The sequence below is a fragment of the Pacificispira sp. genome (assembly GCF_965228185.1).
Lineage (GTDB): Bacteria > Pseudomonadota > Alphaproteobacteria > UBA8366 > Aestuariispiraceae > Pacificispira.
Genome location: NZ_CBDDHE010000004.1, coordinates 123,523 through 136,314, shown reverse-complemented (window position 1 = coordinate 136,314; position 12,792 = coordinate 123,523). Strand labels below are relative to the sequence as shown.

The 12,792-nt window shown below is 60.1% G+C and carries 28 protein-coding genes and 1 tRNA gene; 22 read left to right on the top strand and 7 right to left on the bottom strand.

From position 1 onward, the window contains the following. Positions 1–3: 3 nt before the first annotated feature. The 3 genes from ACO06O_RS08850 to ACO06O_RS08840 are packed head-to-tail and all read left to right on the top strand — an operon-like array spanning position 4 to position 1,033. Positions 4–261, top strand: coding sequence for a hypothetical protein (locus ACO06O_RS08850; RefSeq protein WP_421878356.1), 258 nt, complete (start codon positions 4–6; stop codon positions 259–261). Between the two features lie 3 nt (positions 262–264). Then, the gene (locus tag ACO06O_RS08845) at positions 265–603 is read left to right on the top strand and encodes a hypothetical protein (RefSeq protein ID WP_421878355.1); all 339 of its coding nucleotides are present in this window, start codon (positions 265–267) and stop codon (positions 601–603) included. Positions 604–607: 4 nt separating this feature from the next. Beyond that, positions 608–1,033, top strand: coding sequence for a hypothetical protein (locus ACO06O_RS08840; protein ID WP_421878354.1), 426 nt, complete (start codon positions 608–610; stop codon positions 1,031–1,033). A 45-nt stretch (positions 1,034–1,078) separates the two neighbouring features. Here the strand turns inward: ACO06O_RS08840 and ACO06O_RS08835 are convergent, their stop codons facing one another. The 3 genes from ACO06O_RS08835 to ACO06O_RS08825 form a co-directional block, all read right to left on the bottom strand. Next, the gene (locus tag ACO06O_RS08835; RefSeq protein WP_421878353.1) at positions 1,079–1,285 is read right to left on the bottom strand and encodes a hypothetical protein; all 207 of its coding nucleotides are present in this window, start codon (positions 1,283–1,285) and stop codon (positions 1,079–1,081) included. A gap of 6 nt (positions 1,286–1,291) precedes the next feature. Further along, the gene (locus tag ACO06O_RS08830) at positions 1,292–1,543 is read right to left on the bottom strand and encodes a hypothetical protein (protein WP_421878352.1); all 252 of its coding nucleotides are present in this window, start codon (positions 1,541–1,543) and stop codon (positions 1,292–1,294) included. Positions 1,544–1,677: 134 nt separating this feature from the next. Then, positions 1,678–1,866, bottom strand: a complete 189-nt coding sequence (locus ACO06O_RS08825) for a hypothetical protein (protein ID WP_421878351.1) — start codon at positions 1,864–1,866, stop codon at positions 1,678–1,680. Between the two features lie 78 nt (positions 1,867–1,944). Between ACO06O_RS08825 and ACO06O_RS08820 the strand changes: the two genes are divergently transcribed. The 15 genes from ACO06O_RS08820 (at position 1,945) to ACO06O_RS08750 (ending at position 7,021) form a co-directional block, all read left to right on the top strand. Further along, positions 1,945–2,187: a hypothetical protein gene (locus tag ACO06O_RS08820; RefSeq protein ID WP_421878350.1), complete on the top strand. Its 243-nt coding sequence runs from the start codon at positions 1,945–1,947 to the stop codon at positions 2,185–2,187. 23 nt (positions 2,188–2,210) lie between these two features. Continuing rightward, positions 2,211–2,441, top strand: a complete 231-nt coding sequence (locus tag ACO06O_RS08815) for a hypothetical protein (protein WP_421878349.1) — start codon at positions 2,211–2,213, stop codon at positions 2,439–2,441. A 146-nt stretch (positions 2,442–2,587) separates the two neighbouring features. Next, a complete protein-coding gene (locus ACO06O_RS08810) occupies positions 2,588–2,806 on the top strand; it encodes a hypothetical protein (protein WP_421878348.1) in 219 nt (72 codons plus the stop codon). A gap of 1 nt (position 2,807) precedes the next feature. After that, positions 2,808–3,089, top strand: a complete 282-nt coding sequence (locus ACO06O_RS08805) for a hypothetical protein (RefSeq protein WP_421878347.1) — start codon at positions 2,808–2,810, stop codon at positions 3,087–3,089. A gap of 174 nt (positions 3,090–3,263) precedes the next feature. After that, on the top strand, positions 3,264–3,902 hold the full coding sequence (locus ACO06O_RS08800; protein ID WP_421878346.1) for a recombinase family protein: 639 nt from the start codon (positions 3,264–3,266) through the stop codon (positions 3,900–3,902). A gap of 13 nt (positions 3,903–3,915) precedes the next feature. Continuing rightward, entirely contained in the window at positions 3,916–4,281 is a 366-nt protein-coding gene (locus ACO06O_RS08795) for a hypothetical protein (protein WP_421878345.1), read from the top strand. A 33-nt stretch (positions 4,282–4,314) separates the two neighbouring features. Beyond that, positions 4,315–4,503 (top strand): hypothetical protein, encoded by a 189-nt coding sequence (locus ACO06O_RS08790; RefSeq protein ID WP_421878344.1) that lies wholly within the window; start codon positions 4,315–4,317, stop codon positions 4,501–4,503. Positions 4,504–4,513: 10 nt separating this feature from the next. Continuing rightward, positions 4,514–4,741: a hypothetical protein gene (locus ACO06O_RS08785; protein ID WP_421878343.1), complete on the top strand. Its 228-nt coding sequence runs from the start codon at positions 4,514–4,516 to the stop codon at positions 4,739–4,741. A gap of 16 nt (positions 4,742–4,757) precedes the next feature. Next, on the top strand, positions 4,758–5,018 hold the full coding sequence (locus tag ACO06O_RS08780; RefSeq protein WP_421878342.1) for a hypothetical protein: 261 nt from the start codon (positions 4,758–4,760) through the stop codon (positions 5,016–5,018). Further along, a complete protein-coding gene (locus ACO06O_RS08775) occupies positions 5,015–5,470 on the top strand; it encodes a hypothetical protein (protein WP_421878341.1) in 456 nt (151 codons plus the stop codon). Before ACO06O_RS08780 ends, ACO06O_RS08775 begins: the two co-directional genes overlap by 4 nt. Positions 5,471–5,481: 11 nt before the next feature. After that, a complete protein-coding gene (locus tag ACO06O_RS08770; RefSeq protein ID WP_421878339.1) occupies positions 5,482–5,730 on the top strand; it encodes a hypothetical protein in 249 nt (82 codons plus the stop codon). A 15-nt stretch (positions 5,731–5,745) separates the two neighbouring features. Next, positions 5,746–6,039 carry a hypothetical protein gene (locus ACO06O_RS08765; protein WP_421878337.1) on the top strand — a complete coding sequence of 98 codons (294 nt, stop codon included), beginning with the start codon at positions 5,746–5,748 and terminating at the stop codon, positions 6,037–6,039. 11 nt (positions 6,040–6,050) lie between these two features. Continuing rightward, positions 6,051–6,311, top strand: coding sequence for a hypothetical protein (locus ACO06O_RS08760; protein ID WP_421878335.1), 261 nt, complete (start codon positions 6,051–6,053; stop codon positions 6,309–6,311). A 104-nt stretch (positions 6,312–6,415) separates the two neighbouring features. Then, entirely contained in the window at positions 6,416–6,571 is a 156-nt protein-coding gene (locus ACO06O_RS08755) for an HNH endonuclease (RefSeq protein WP_421879100.1), read from the top strand. A gap of 90 nt (positions 6,572–6,661) precedes the next feature. Next, entirely contained in the window at positions 6,662–7,021 is a 360-nt protein-coding gene (locus ACO06O_RS08750; protein ID WP_421878333.1) for a helix-turn-helix domain-containing protein, read from the top strand. Positions 7,022–7,033: 12 nt separating this feature from the next. Here ACO06O_RS08750 and ACO06O_RS08745 read toward each other — a convergent pair whose 3' ends face one another. Together ACO06O_RS08745 and ACO06O_RS08740 are read right to left on the bottom strand one after the other, a co-directional pair. Then, on the bottom strand, positions 7,034–8,365 hold the full coding sequence (locus tag ACO06O_RS08745) for a DUF6538 domain-containing protein (protein WP_421878331.1): 1,332 nt from the start codon (positions 8,363–8,365) through the stop codon (positions 7,034–7,036). Positions 8,366–8,511: 146 nt separating this feature from the next. Further along, positions 8,512–8,585 (bottom strand) — tRNA-Gln (locus ACO06O_RS08740). 196 nt (positions 8,586–8,781) lie between these two features. Between ACO06O_RS08740 and ACO06O_RS08735 the strand changes: the two genes are divergently transcribed. The 4 genes from ACO06O_RS08735 (at position 8,782) to ACO06O_RS08720 (ending at position 11,285) form a co-directional block, all read left to right on the top strand. Next, a complete protein-coding gene (locus ACO06O_RS08735) occupies positions 8,782–9,480 on the top strand; it encodes a glutathione S-transferase family protein (protein ID WP_421878329.1) in 699 nt (232 codons plus the stop codon). Between the two features lie 214 nt (positions 9,481–9,694). Then, positions 9,695–9,910: a DUF1127 domain-containing protein gene (locus ACO06O_RS08730; RefSeq protein ID WP_421878327.1), complete on the top strand. Its 216-nt coding sequence runs from the start codon at positions 9,695–9,697 to the stop codon at positions 9,908–9,910. A gap of 293 nt (positions 9,911–10,203) precedes the next feature. Then, entirely contained in the window at positions 10,204–10,431 is a 228-nt protein-coding gene (locus tag ACO06O_RS08725; protein WP_421878325.1) for a DUF1127 domain-containing protein, read from the top strand. A 287-nt stretch (positions 10,432–10,718) separates the two neighbouring features. Further along, positions 10,719–11,285 (top strand): cold-shock protein, encoded by a 567-nt coding sequence (locus ACO06O_RS08720; RefSeq protein WP_421878323.1) that lies wholly within the window; start codon positions 10,719–10,721, stop codon positions 11,283–11,285. A gap of 187 nt (positions 11,286–11,472) precedes the next feature. Here the strand turns inward: ACO06O_RS08720 and ACO06O_RS08715 are convergent, their stop codons facing one another. Both ACO06O_RS08715 and ACO06O_RS08710 read right to left on the bottom strand, forming a co-directional pair. Next, a complete protein-coding gene (locus ACO06O_RS08715) occupies positions 11,473–11,844 on the bottom strand; it encodes a GFA family protein (protein WP_421878321.1) in 372 nt (123 codons plus the stop codon). A gap of 28 nt (positions 11,845–11,872) precedes the next feature. Further along, the gene (locus ACO06O_RS08710; protein ID WP_421878319.1) at positions 11,873–12,679 is read right to left on the bottom strand and encodes a CmcJ/NvfI family oxidoreductase; all 807 of its coding nucleotides are present in this window, start codon (positions 12,677–12,679) and stop codon (positions 11,873–11,875) included. Positions 12,680–12,792 lie beyond the last annotated feature (113 nt).

Genomic DNA, 12,792 nt, shown 5'->3' with positions numbered 1-12,792 from the left:
CCGATGACCGACGCGCCATCCCCGATCGTCATTTTCGCCAGAACCGGATCGGTCGACGTCCGGTCGCCGGACGGAACCACCCGCGCCGGCCGCTACCGCCGGGACCACGCGACGAAGTGTTTCGTCTTCACCGCATGGGACGGCCGCGAGCGCACCACCTGGCGCCTGTCCCTTCTGAGACGCGACGCGATCGCCGCGGCCGGCCGACGAGAGTCAGGCGGATCGCAACCTGCCCAACAACCAATGACCACGGAGATATGACCAATGAGCGCGATTGACGATATCGCGGCGGAGCGCCGCCGCCAGATCGAGGTCGAAGGCTGGACGCCGAAGCACGACGCCAAATACACCGACGGGGAGCTGTCCGTGGCCGCTGCGGTCTATGCAGTCGGGGCCGCCACCGAAGACTCGCATTCTTGGGCGATTGAGGCCGCGAGCAAGGGCACCATCAAAGACAGCACCCCATGGCCCTGGGACGCATCCTGGCACAAGCCAACCACAAGGCGACGCGACCTAGTGAAAGCGGCCGCACTACTTGCAGCGGATATCGACCGCATGGACGCCGAGACAGCCGGATCCGTTAACTGCAACGGAAAGGAATGAGGATATGAAGATCGAATTTGTCAGCGAAACAAACTTCCCTTGGTCCGGCGTTGGGAACCTGGAAATTCCCTTCAACACGTTCCGGATTGGAGACAAATGGGCGATGGCGATGGAGCGGTGCGGCGAGATCGACCCGCACAACTACCCGTGCCCCGAGATCTTCATTGATGGAGATAAAGCCGACATCGCGCTCAAGATTGTTGGCTGGGCATACGGTCCATTCGAGACGATGGCGGATCACTTCGGCTCTGACAATCACGGATGGCGAAACAGCAACCAGAAGCAATCGCCGAAGGCATGGCTGACGGAGCGCCTAGAGAAGATCTACGGCGCACCGATCACCAGCACGACGCCGGTGAGCGTTCTGATGTTTGAGCCGCTCACGTCCGAAGAGCGGGAAAGGCTCAACGAGGAACTCGATGAAGACTAGAGCGTTGGACAAGCGCGACACCGAAGGCATGGGGAAATGACCGGATCATTCAGGCCAATCCGCTGGGCGCCATCCATCCAGATAGGCGCGGAGCAAGCGAACCATGCGAGCCGCAGGGGCGCGCGCTGTGGCGCGGTCGCTCGACATCTCCATGCGCCGCACGGTCTGCGGATCGGTTTCAAGCAACGTCGCCATCTGGGCAACGGAAAGGCACAGCGCATGCCGGGCCTGCCGAATATCGTCGGGATTCATCGGGCGTCACGCCTCCACGACGGGCCAGACGCGCCCGTTGTAGGACAGACGGGCGATAACCGTGTTGCCATCCATAATGTCGGCCCGGCGCAGATTGCCGCAACCGACATCGTGACGGTCGCGCCATGCGGAGAACGCGGCGACCGCCTCATCCTGATCCGCCACCGGCTGCCGAATGCTTGGCGCATGGGCGAGCGGGAGCGTGTTGTCCTGACGAAAATCGGGGTTGCCCACGGTTTCTGTGACGAGAACGAGCATGGGAAAATCTCCTGTGTCGCGGGGCGCGATGCCCCTGTTTCGATACATAGAAAATATGGGCATTTGCCCATACTGTCAAGGAACAAAACACCGTCCGGTAAGCGCGACTTCGAAGGCCTGGAACAGTGACTGGCCTAATGGCGCCCCTTCATCCATTTGGCTATCAGGCCGCGCGTCACGTCGGACGCATTCGATCCTTCGCGCTCCGCCGCCTGGATGAAGTCCGCCCGCTCCTCCGCAGACATTCGGATCTGCAACAGCGCCGTCTTGGCATCGTCTTTCGTGCTGCCCGCCGGCCGGCCCCGACCTCTTTTTTCTGTCATTACATTTTATCCTTGCAATGCGCATTTAATGTCATTACGCTTAATTCATCGAAACACGAAACGCAAGGACCGAAATCGATGACCACGACCTTTGAAACCGGAAAGACCTACTACTGCCGCAGCGTTTGCGATCACGACTGCATTTGGACATTCACGGTTGAGCGCCGCTCGCAGTCAAGTGTTTGGCTGACGGATCGCCGCGGCAACACGAAACGCCGCACCATTAAGGTCGGCGCCGGCACAGAGTTCTGCTTCCCCCTCGGGCGATACTCCATGGCGCCAGTCCTAAGCGCCGACCGCGAACAGAAGGAGGCGGCGTAAGCCGCCCCTTCGGGAGAACGACGATGCAGACCACGAAAATCGCCGCCGGTCGTTACCGTGTCGAAGGGACCAACCTCCATATCGCCAAGGATACAGAGCACAAGCCGGTGTGGGGCCAAGGCGCGCGTTGGTGGGTTGAGAAGGCAGAAGGCGAACCGCTGTTTAGCGCTGCTAGCCTAGACGAGGCGCGACGCATACTTGGCGATCTGCACGTTGAACTGTCGGGCAAATGCACGGGAGGCGAAGATGTCTGACCTAAGTTCTCTATTGGAGATCCTCGAAGACGTTCGGGACCATCCCGACATCGACATTCTATCGAACTCCGATCTGATCAAAGTTCTGATCTGGCGCGTGAGGGCGCAGGAGCGAGCAACCGGGTCCGTTTCTGACAGGAGCGAGAATGATGCTTGACGGGTTCCCGAAGCAAATCCGAACCACGAAACAGGCGCGCGGAAAGTACAGGATCACACGCGACGATGGGCGCGCCTACAATGTCGAACGCGGCATCCGTGGCCGCTGGTGGGTCAATGGCATGCCGCGCGACGGATCATCCCTCCGCGAAATCAAAAGCGATATATCCAACGGTTACACCCCCGCCGACCAGCTGGGGGGCATCTAGCATGGATCGCCTCGACCGCATCGTATCGAAACTGTCCGGCGTGTCAGCAACGCCGGTCGCCGCCGTAATATCGGCAGTGGCCGGGCAGGATCGGGAGGCACGCGAAACAACCGCCGCTCGGCTGGTGGATATGCACCGGCGCGGCGTTGTCCGGATTGAGTTTTGGGATGGCGCCGGTGTCCGTGTCCCTGGCGTGCGGCGGAATTTTACGTCCGTCAACGGGTCCGAAGGTATGGGAACTGACCATCCGGACGGCCCGAAACCGCAGAACACCGAGGGGTGAACAACCTCACCTATCGCAATGATGGCTAAAACGGCCTGACGACAACCGAAGGAAACGCGCCCGCGCGCCTAAGAAGATCAACGACTTATGAACACGATTAGCAAAACTGTCACCGCTATGCCCATTCTCGGAATTCCGTTTTTACGGGATTTTGACAATCAGGGAGTGACAGGAATGAAGATCGGATACGCGCGGGTATCGACCACGGACCAGAACCTGGAACCGCAGATCGATGCGCTCATAGAAGCGGGCGTTGAGGAAGGGAACATCTATCAGGAGTTTGTGTCCGGGGCGAAGACGAACAGGCCGCAATGGCAACACTGCCTGCGGGCGCTCCGCGAAGGCGACACACTGGTAATCTGGAAGCTGGATCGGCTTGGCCGGTCTATCGTGGAACTGGTCACGATTGCAGCGGAACTGAACCGGCGCGGCATCCACCTGAAAAGCCTGACTGACGCGATCGACACGACCACAGCGGGCGGCATGTTGATCTTCAACGTGCTGGCGGCGGTCGCTCAGTTTGAGCGGGATATCATCTCCGAACGGACCAAGGCCGGGCTGAAAGCGGCCCGCGCTCGCGGCGCCCGTGGTGGCCGCCCGCCGACGCTGGACGCCACCCAGGTCAAGCTTGCCCAGAAGATGCTGGAAGACCCGACCGTCACCATGGCGGACGTGGCGCGGCTTGTCGGCACCAGCGAAAGCACTGTGCGCCGGGCACTGAGAAAGGCCGAAGACCCGAAGGTTATGGCCGAACTGGAGAAGCTGGCGAAGAAGCGGCGGTCGGCTGCGAAGGCCAGGAACCGAAAACCCTAGAAGGAGAAACACGATGGGACATCATGGAGACGAGCCGTTCGGCGCTTACGACGAAGAAACCGCCGAAAGGATGCGGGAGATGAAAGAGGCTCTTGGCCGTGAGCGCGCAAAAGAGCTGCACCGAAAAGCGTCTATCGGCGCGACCGGAGAATTCCCCGGCGGACAACTTTCCAAGGACGATGAAGGCGAGATCGCGTTTGCGGTCGGAAGCCGAAACGGAAAGGTCGTGCTGGACTTTGGGAACCCTGTCGCATGGGTCGGTATGGACCCACAGCAGGCCATCGCGCTCGCCAACACTCTGGTCAACCACGCAAAGAAGGCGCGGCTTATCGGTGTTCCCAAGGTGGACACCCGCCACACCGCCAAGACCCAAGCATAAACGAGGCCCAATCCGGTGGACGAGGAAACGGTCATGGAGCGACTGAAAGCTGCGGTGGAGGCGACCGGATCGCTCAAGGCCTGGGCCGCTCAAAACGGCCTGTCCGAACCCTACGCCTCACAGATCGTGAACCGCCGCCGCCCGGTGCCGGATCGGGTTCTGGCCACATTGGGAATCAGGCGACGGGAAATCCGGCAAGTCGTCTATGAGCCTGTCAACTGAGGAGCGTTTGATGGACCAATACACTTTCGCATTGAACGAATTCGAAAAGGCTACCTTGGCGATGCGCGAGGCTGTCGAGAAGAAGTATCCAGTCGGATCGACGGTCTGTTGGCGGCACGGGAGAAACGTGCGGCACGGCACGGTCCGGGGCTATTCGTTTCTCGGTTTTCAATTGGTCGTGGAGCATGGCCCGAACAACCGGCGCCGGCAGATCGACCCGCGCCAGGTCGCGGCATAAAGGAGGCCTGACAGCCATGAGCGACAAAGAGAAAACGTGCCGGAACTGTAAGTTCTGGGGCTGGGACCCGGACGGCCACTACTGCGCCCACCCGACTGTTTTGAAAGCCCATCCGTACGGCCTCGTTCTGTCGAGCAGAAAGCTGCTGGACTACTGCCGCCTTCCCGACAGCGCGCTTTGGGAGAAAGACCCTGACGACCGCATCGGACGGCTCCAGGAAACACTAAATCGCGCCCAACCCGCCAACACCGAACAAACGGAGATTTCGACGCAATGAAGATCTATCTCGCCTCATCGTGGCGCAACGAGAAGCAGCCGCACATCGTCAACGAACTCCGCGCGGAGGGGCACGACGTCTACGACTTCCGGCGCCCGTTCCACACTCACCGGGGCTTCCAGTGGTCGGACATTGATCCGAACTGGCAGGCCTGGACCGCCGAGGAATACCGCCGGCACCTTGTGACGCACCCTCAGGCGGCGCGCGGATACATGAACGATCTGCGGGCTATGGAATGGGCGGACTGCTGCGTCCTGCTACTTCCGTGCGGCCGCAGCGCGCACCTTGAAGCGGGATGGTTCGCGGGCCGTGGGAAGCCAGTTCACATCCTGACGCGCGACGGCGAAGAACCGGAGCTGATGGCGCTAATGGCGACTTCGATCTGCATTGATCTGGACGAGTTGAGGGGCGCCCTTCATGGCGACCCCATCGACATCTGCGACGTGGCATAAAGGAGCGACACATGCGCAATCTGATGGTTATCACGATCCTGACCGTTCTGGTGTCCGCGTGTGAGCGTGAACCGAAAGCGCCCAAACCGGAACAGTTCACCAGGATCGTTTGCCATATGGCCGGCGAGCGTCACGAGTTTGTGCAGGCGCGCGGGACGTGGTCGCGGGATATCGGCTTTGACACGGTCGTGATCGAGACGAAGGAGGGCGAACTTTCGTTCCCGGATATCGCCTGCACGACGCTCAAACTCAAATCGTAATGGAGGCCCAAGGGCATGAAATTCAAAGTCACACAACCCGGCCCGGAAGGGTTCTTCGATTTCTTCGCGGTCCAAGTGTTCGACGGCGACCTCTACGATATCCGGTCGAAGGACGGCGGGATCTATCTGGGGGCACTTGCCACCATTAGCGAAGGAGTGCGGTTCTCGACCGCGCACCATGAGGACCTGCCCCTGGAATTCGACGACGTCACCCACGTTCGGCCGCACCGGGTCAAGGACCGCATCGGCCTTGTCGTCTCATTCACTAAAGCCCAGCAGGCCGAAGCGCTTGCGAAGCTGAACGCATAATCGGAGCCCGCATGCCGACGCTACCCGATGACCAGATCACCGATAACGCCCGTGAACTTGGCTTAGTAATTTTCCGGGAGACGCTGGCGAACGGCGGAACAGGCGAGGATGCGGTCCTTATCCTGCTGGCGGCGGCCGCCATGTTGACCGCCAATGGCACCCGCGACAATGCCACACCAAGCGATCAGGCGATCATTTCGAACGAGATCGCGGAGGCCATGAAAGATCTGACGATGCAGTCGTTCCGTGAACGGTTCGGCGCCGTCAACTAAGGGGCGTCTGATTGGTGGCCGGCCCGAGCTCGCGAAACAAACAAGAGTTGCGGCGAATTCTGTTCGAACGGCAGAGCGGGACATGCGCCATTTGTGGCGAAGACATGCCGCACCCAGACCTTATACGGCCAAAACACGGAAACATTCTCGACGGGAACACACCAACACTGGATCACATCATCCGGCGACGGTTTGGGGGAACCTGGCACATCGACAATCTTCGCCTTACGCATCATTACTGCAACGCGCGGCGCAACTGATAAGCGCACAACCCCATAGGATTGTCAGAAGAAGCCAGCGACGCTACTAAAGGTAATCGACCCGATACCCTTCTAGCGAAAGCGACCCCCTTGCCCCACCCCATCGACCAACATGTCGGCCGCCGTCTCAGGGAAGCCCGCCTAGCCAAAAGCTGGAATCAGGAACGGTTGGGGCAGACAGTCGGAATTAGCTTTCAGCAGGTGCAGAAATACGAAAAGGGTGTCAACCGGATCGGCGCATCGCGGCTCTTTGAGTTTGCTACCGCCCTCACGTTACCCGTTTCCTGGTTTTTCGAAGACCTGGATGTAGCCGAGGAAAGTGAGGAGGAAGCAGATCTGACACGCCGGGCGACGGCGGCCGGCCGGAAGCTGCAGGAGATCAAAGACCCTATTATCCGTAACGAAGTTATCCGCTTGATCGACGCGCTGCACGAGAAAGAGAACCGCTAACACCGGCGGCCGTCAAAATGTAAGCCCGGTGAACGCAATCCGATCGAGCCAGGTCTTTTTCTGTGCCAGGCTCGGCCCCGCGCCATATCGCGGCCGGTGATACTTGTGCCCCATCAGCGCCGCTTGCACCTTGTCCGGCGGCTCGACGGCCGTCAGACGATCCTCAAAACTGTGTCGCAGCGAGTTTAGGGTGTGCTGATCGCTCGGCAGCATGCCGTGTGCGCGTAGGAATTTGTTGATTACGGCCGACGCGCTATCCGGCGATTCCCGATAACGTGCCGTGCCCGCCGGCATTGCCGTTGCGGCGACCAGGGCCGCACCGACAAGTGGGATCTGCCGCTTCGTGTGAGCGACCTTCAAATCCCGAAACCTGTTTGGCCGAATATCGATGAACGGCACCGGAGCGTCCAGGCGAATTTCCAAGGCCTCCGGATCAAGACCGCAGAGCTCACGGTTACGCGCGCCCGTATCTGCCTTCATGAAGATCAACCATCGCGCATCGTCATTCAGCTCCATTAGCTTCGGGGACGTCAGAATGCGCTCGCGGATGAAAGCCGTCTCGAACGGTTCCCGCGTTTCCTTGGCGAGCTGCGGCACCGACAGGCGGTGGAATGGGTTCTCCAACCCCAGCCGAAGCTTATCGTTCACGGTCCCGAAAATTTTTCGGAGATGACCGATATCCTTGTTGGCCGCATTACCGGTCAACCCCTCATCCTCGATCCGGTTGAGCCACCACTCTTGAAACTTCAGCGCCAGGTTCCGGTCGATCTGGTCGAGGGTCGGTGTACCGCAAACCGATTTGAAGTTCCGCAGTGCCAACAGCCGCGGATTAAGCCACCGCCGGCGCTGATCGTCGCTATAGGCCAGCCGTTCCGTACGGGTCATTTCCTGATACTTGCCAAAGGCGCGATCGAAAGTCAGCGCCGGCTGATCCACGGCGCCCAGGACAGCCGCAGCGACCAGGTGCGATTGCGGCCGCGCGGCGCCGGCGATCACCGCCGCCTCGATCCGCCCAAGCAATTCCTCCGTTGTCGCTGCCGCAGCTAGAACGGACGATGGCCGGTACTCATAGCCGATTGAGCGCGCCAGGCTGACCGCGGCGTCGAATTCGGCCATCCGGTCATCTTCGGCCGAGGCGATGGCACCGGCGCGAAGTGAGGCCCATTGCGCCTCGATTTCCGCATCGAGGGCGGCCGCCCGGGTCGCAGCGAGATCCCGGGATTTTGTTTTCAGAGATCGCTTGATCTGTTTCCGCCCCAGCACGTCGACCAGGTCGACCGGGACGCGCCGGCGAAATTTCCAGACCCCACCCTCAAGCACGAGGTGAGATTTTTCATACCCCATCCGCGACCCTCTCTCCCGGATTTGTGTACCGAAAAGTGTACCCAAATCTGGAGATTATCAAGAGCGCGTTGAAATTTAGGATGGCGACAATCCGATTAACGCATTGAAAACAAAAAGAAAGCCGCGCATTGGCGCGGCTTTCTAAGTGGCTGGGGAACCTGGATTCGAACCAGGACTAACGGAGTCAGAGTCCGTGGGTCTACCGTTAACCTATTCCCCATTGGAGGTCCGGTGCGCCGGACGGGCGGGTTCATAACGATTTCCGCCGACGAGGTCAACGCCTGCGTCCTCACGAATTCCAGAATAGTATCACAAATCGGTAGCCGGGGCGACGTCGCATCCGATTAGCGTTTTACACAGGACGTCCAACCCATATATTGGAACGATCATTCCATATTGACTTGCGGGAGAGCAGAATGACGATCGATCTATTTGAACTGCGCGGCAAAGACCCTGACCTGAAGTTCAGCCCGAGCGTCTGGCCGACCCGGATGGCATTGGTTCACAAGGACCTGCCCTTCAATTCCGTTCCATGGCGCTTCACCGAAAAAGACGCGATCGCGTTTTCCGGACAGAAGCTGGTGCCGGTCATCAAGGATAACGGCAAATCGGTCCATGACTCCTGGGCAATCGCGAACTATCTGGAAGAAACCTACCCGGATCGGCCCAGCTTGTTCGGCGGCCCCGCCGGAAAGTCAGGAATCGTGTTCTTCCGTCGATACGTTTCCACGGTATACGGCGCGGCTGCTCCAATGGCAGTCCTACCGGTCTGGTCCCGGCTGGACGAAAAAGATCAGACGTATTTCCGCGAGACGCGGGAAGCGCGGTTGGGCAAGAAACTGGAGGACGTCTGCGGCGACCCGGCGGCGCGCCTGGAAACTTTCCGTACGACCTTGGGTCCGGTTCGGGCGATGCTGGACGATCAACCCTTTGTCGGCGGGGATTCGCCACTCTATTCCGACCATATGCTGTTCGGGGTGGTCCAATGGCTGCGCTGTGTGACCGAGTTGACGCTTTTCGATGCCGATGACGCGGTCCATGGATGGGTTGAACGCATGCTGGATGCCTATGACGGCCATGCAAGAAAGGCAAAAACCTGCCGCGCGGTTGATTGATCGTTTTGGGGCGGATGATCATCCCATCCGCCCCCGATCATCCGCACTCCACTCGCCATGCTGCAGTGCGGTATTCGATTTTTGCACGGCGACCCTGCCCTTTATGCAATTGTGAAATGTCCCGGCGACAGCCATTTCCAGCGCAATCGCCGGGACGCGACGTTCCCCCAACGCAACGGCCCGGTTCCAATAACTTGAAGTTGGAGTAAGCCAAATGGCCGTAACCACACTCGACGCCGCCCGCAGCGCCCAACCGACGAAAGTCGGCTCTTTCGCCGTTCCTGCCGTACTGACCGGCATCGTAAACCGCGTCGCGGCTTACATGGAGCGCCGTAAAGCGGTCGCTCAGCTGCAGTCGCTGACGGATCGCGAACTGGCCGATATCGGCCTGACGCGGACGGAAATCGAAAGCGCAGTCGCCGGTCGCTAAGACCCCTCTGTCTGCCGTTCGACCCGCCTTTCCCTGAGGGCCGGCCGAACCTGTAAGAACCCCCGCCCGGGTGACCGCGGTGGGGGTTTTGCATTTCCGGTCCCCAGATACCGTCAGATGCCGCAAATAGGATAGAACACGCCGTGCGCGTGCCATGCCAAAACCGCACGGATCCCCTGCTAATTCTGCAATTGCGGCATGTCGCAAAAACGATCATTTGAACGCCAGACGGAGCCCAGGACGCCCGCGCCCAAAGCCCGAAATCGAAACCGCTAGTTTCTGGAGATCGCATCATGGCTGTTACCACGTTCGATACCGGCGCTCGCGAAATCACGGTTAAGGACCTGATCGCGCGCGGCGTTTACTCTGTTATCGCCCTTCTGGAAGGCGCCGCCTATGCGGTCGCCGACTATCGCTCGCGTCGCGCCACCGCCGCCCAGCTCTACGCCCTGTCGGACGAAATGCTGGCCGATATCGGTATGACCCGCGACACGATCGAAGAAACGCTCGCCCGCCGCTAATCGGCAGGGTTGCCCGGGTTCATACCCTGGGTAGCGACAAATGACGATCCGCAGCCCCGCCCGGCCCCGCCGAGGCGGGGTTGCTTTTGGCCGGATTACCGCATTACACGCCGCTGGATACGCGTTTATGCCGTAGACGCGCGAACGGATATGCCTTAAGACTATCAGGGTAAACCGGGGCAGGCTTTCAGAGAAACCGCGCCCTACAGTAACGGTTGGGGATTCGGGGGAGATTTGCAAGACATCCGTACCCTGGCCAGGGAGTAGCGAAGGAGCGCCAGTTTCCCATGAATCGCCGTTTGCCGCCCGCCATCGTACAAGAGCGGGTGACCGTTCAAGTAAAGTGGTTCAACCCGACCAAAGGCTTCGGATTCGTCGTTCCGGAAGATGACGACAATAGCGATGCGTTTCTGCACGCATCGGTCCTGCCCTTGGAAGACGCCGCCATGATCGCCGAAGGTGTGACCCTGGTCTGTGACCTCGCGCAGGGACAGAAGGGTTTGATGGTGTCCACCGTCTATTCCGTCGATGCTTCGACCGCCGCGCCTCAGCCGAGCCGCGGCCCGAGCCCGGGTCCGCGTCCAGGCGGTTTCGGCGGCGGCATGGACCGGGGGCCGCGTCACCACCAATCCGGTGGACCGCCCGGCGAACCGGGCGAAGGCACTGTCAAGTTCTTCAACGATGCCAAAGGCTTCGGTTTCGTCACCCCGGATAATGGCGGCCAGGACGTTTTCGTCTCCGCCCGGATCCTGGGCCGGGCCGGGCTGCAGACATTGGAGACCGCACAGCGCGTTCGCTATGTCGCGCGTCAGGGCGATAAAGGCCCGATGGCGGAGAAGATCGAACCGCTATAAACCCAGCGGCGCGGTCAGGAACCTTTTCGAGGCCGGCGCGAGCCGTAACGCATCATTGTGCCTGTTCCGCTTTTCAATCCGGACAGGCTGGCGTGGTGCGCAATACGCGCCTTGCCACTGAACAAGACAACGGGGTGTCAGGTTTCAACCTGCCGCCCCGCTTCCGTTCCGGACCATAGTTCGAGCGTTAGTCCGCCGGGATGTCATAATAGTCGGACCGATCTTTCACGAAGATGTGTCGGGTCATCCGTAACCCCGTGGGCAGATCGAGCGTTCCGGCCGTGACGGAAATCGTCGGCTTTTCCGCCGGATCGAAGAACAGGTTTCCGCCACATCGATTACAGAATCCCCGGCGCACGGTTTCGGACGACTGAAACCAGGTCAACGTCTCGTCGGACAGCAAGATCAGCTTGTCCTTGGGAACCGAAGTCATCGCGGCGAAATGGCCGGACGTCTTGCGACATTGGCTGCAATGACAGCCGATAATGTCGCGGCGCGGCCCGTCCAAGCGATAGCGTACGCCGCCGCAATAGCATCCGCCGGTAAGATGATCCGCCATTTCCCCTCCCCCGATTGTTGTCTCCGGTTCAGTCGAAGCGCAGGAAGCTTCGGACCTCGATACTGTGCCGCGGCGGCGCATCCACCGGCTCTCCCGGCAGTGAGAAGGCGGTATGGGGCGTGAAACGCGCCCGTCCATCCTCCGCACTGTCATATCCCTTGATCAAGATCGCCTCGTCGCGCGTCATCTCCGGGAAATAGACCCATCTCTGCGCATCATTGTGGCTCAAATGATAGATATGGCCGACGCGGTCATCATAGATCAGGGCCGTGTCCCGCAGATCGTGGGGACCAATCGTCCGCGCGTCGACAAGCGCCAAGGGCAGAGTGCGCACCGGTCCTTTCAGCGGACGCCACAGATTGACCTGCGCCACCCGGCCCTTCAGCCATTCAGCGGCGGTTTCCGCGCCCAAAAGTTGCGCCAACCGGATCGGGGCCGAATTGTGGGTATAGTCGTTGTGGACATGCTGCACCGGCCGACGGACCGTATCGCTGCCCGTGATCCGGATCGTATGATCGAACAGCAGAACCTCCGACGCGCCGGTCTGTCGCCGCAGAGTCTCCTCGACCTCCGGATAGTAGACCACGCGAATATCCGGATGATCCGGATCCTCGACCTCGCCTAAAGCGGTCGTGGATTGAATCAATTCAAAACCGGAGCTGTCCAATCCATAATCGTCGGCGCGGATGCGGCCATCGGCGACCTTCACCGACCGCCGGTCCGGGTCGTAGTTGCGCTCCGCGGCCCCGGTCGCGCCGATATAGCGGGCTTCCGGATTGCGTATGCCGGCAGGCACGAAATTCATCTCCGCCTGGGTGAAAGGGTATTGGGTCATCGCTTGCCTTCTTTCAGTTTCCATTAAGTTCCGATCAAGCGCCCCCTCAGGCACACCCCATATTTTGTCCACTTCCACTACTTCGACAAACGATGTTTCTTTTTCTGATAATT

Coding starts and splice junctions, on each gene's coding strand:
- ACO06O_RS08850 (WP_421878356.1), top strand. CDS start 4: ATGACCGACGCGCCATCCCCGATCGTCATTTTCGCCAGAACCGGATCG.
- ACO06O_RS08845 (WP_421878355.1), top strand. CDS start 265: ATGAGCGCGATTGACGATATCGCGGCGGAGCGCCGCCGCCAGATCGAG.
- ACO06O_RS08840 (WP_421878354.1), top strand. CDS start 608: ATGAAGATCGAATTTGTCAGCGAAACAAACTTCCCTTGGTCCGGCGTT.
- ACO06O_RS08835 (WP_421878353.1), bottom strand. CDS start 1,285: ATGAATCCCGACGATATTCGGCAGGCCCGGCATGCGCTGTGCCTTTCC.
- ACO06O_RS08830 (WP_421878352.1), bottom strand. CDS start 1,543: ATGCTCGTTCTCGTCACAGAAACCGTGGGCAACCCCGATTTTCGTCAG.
- ACO06O_RS08825 (WP_421878351.1), bottom strand. CDS start 1,866: ATGACAGAAAAAAGAGGTCGGGGCCGGCCGGCGGGCAGCACGAAAGAC.
- ACO06O_RS08820 (WP_421878350.1), top strand. CDS start 1,945: ATGACCACGACCTTTGAAACCGGAAAGACCTACTACTGCCGCAGCGTT.
- ACO06O_RS08815 (WP_421878349.1), top strand. CDS start 2,211: ATGCAGACCACGAAAATCGCCGCCGGTCGTTACCGTGTCGAAGGGACC.
- ACO06O_RS08810 (WP_421878348.1), top strand. CDS start 2,588: ATGATGCTTGACGGGTTCCCGAAGCAAATCCGAACCACGAAACAGGCG.
- ACO06O_RS08805 (WP_421878347.1), top strand. CDS start 2,808: ATGGATCGCCTCGACCGCATCGTATCGAAACTGTCCGGCGTGTCAGCA.
- ACO06O_RS08800 (WP_421878346.1), top strand. CDS start 3,264: ATGAAGATCGGATACGCGCGGGTATCGACCACGGACCAGAACCTGGAA.
- ACO06O_RS08795 (WP_421878345.1), top strand. CDS start 3,916: ATGGGACATCATGGAGACGAGCCGTTCGGCGCTTACGACGAAGAAACC.
- ACO06O_RS08790 (WP_421878344.1), top strand. CDS start 4,315: ATGGAGCGACTGAAAGCTGCGGTGGAGGCGACCGGATCGCTCAAGGCC.
- ACO06O_RS08785 (WP_421878343.1), top strand. CDS start 4,514: ATGGACCAATACACTTTCGCATTGAACGAATTCGAAAAGGCTACCTTG.
- ACO06O_RS08780 (WP_421878342.1), top strand. CDS start 4,758: ATGAGCGACAAAGAGAAAACGTGCCGGAACTGTAAGTTCTGGGGCTGG.
- ACO06O_RS08775 (WP_421878341.1), top strand. CDS start 5,015: ATGAAGATCTATCTCGCCTCATCGTGGCGCAACGAGAAGCAGCCGCAC.
- ACO06O_RS08770 (WP_421878339.1), top strand. CDS start 5,482: ATGCGCAATCTGATGGTTATCACGATCCTGACCGTTCTGGTGTCCGCG.
- ACO06O_RS08765 (WP_421878337.1), top strand. CDS start 5,746: ATGAAATTCAAAGTCACACAACCCGGCCCGGAAGGGTTCTTCGATTTC.
- ACO06O_RS08760 (WP_421878335.1), top strand. CDS start 6,051: ATGCCGACGCTACCCGATGACCAGATCACCGATAACGCCCGTGAACTT.
- ACO06O_RS08755 (WP_421879100.1), top strand. CDS start 6,416: ATGCCGCACCCAGACCTTATACGGCCAAAACACGGAAACATTCTCGAC.
- ACO06O_RS08745 (WP_421878331.1), bottom strand. CDS start 8,365: ATGGGGTATGAAAAATCTCACCTCGTGCTTGAGGGTGGGGTCTGGAAA.
- ACO06O_RS08735 (WP_421878329.1), top strand. CDS start 8,782: ATGACGATCGATCTATTTGAACTGCGCGGCAAAGACCCTGACCTGAAG.
- ACO06O_RS08730 (WP_421878327.1), top strand. CDS start 9,695: ATGGCCGTAACCACACTCGACGCCGCCCGCAGCGCCCAACCGACGAAA.
- ACO06O_RS08725 (WP_421878325.1), top strand. CDS start 10,204: ATGGCTGTTACCACGTTCGATACCGGCGCTCGCGAAATCACGGTTAAG.
- ACO06O_RS08720 (WP_421878323.1), top strand. CDS start 10,719: ATGAATCGCCGTTTGCCGCCCGCCATCGTACAAGAGCGGGTGACCGTT.
- ACO06O_RS08715 (WP_421878321.1), bottom strand. CDS start 11,844: ATGGCGGATCATCTTACCGGCGGATGCTATTGCGGCGGCGTACGCTAT.
- ACO06O_RS08710 (WP_421878319.1), bottom strand. CDS start 12,679: ATGACCCAATACCCTTTCACCCAGGCGGAGATGAATTTCGTGCCTGCC.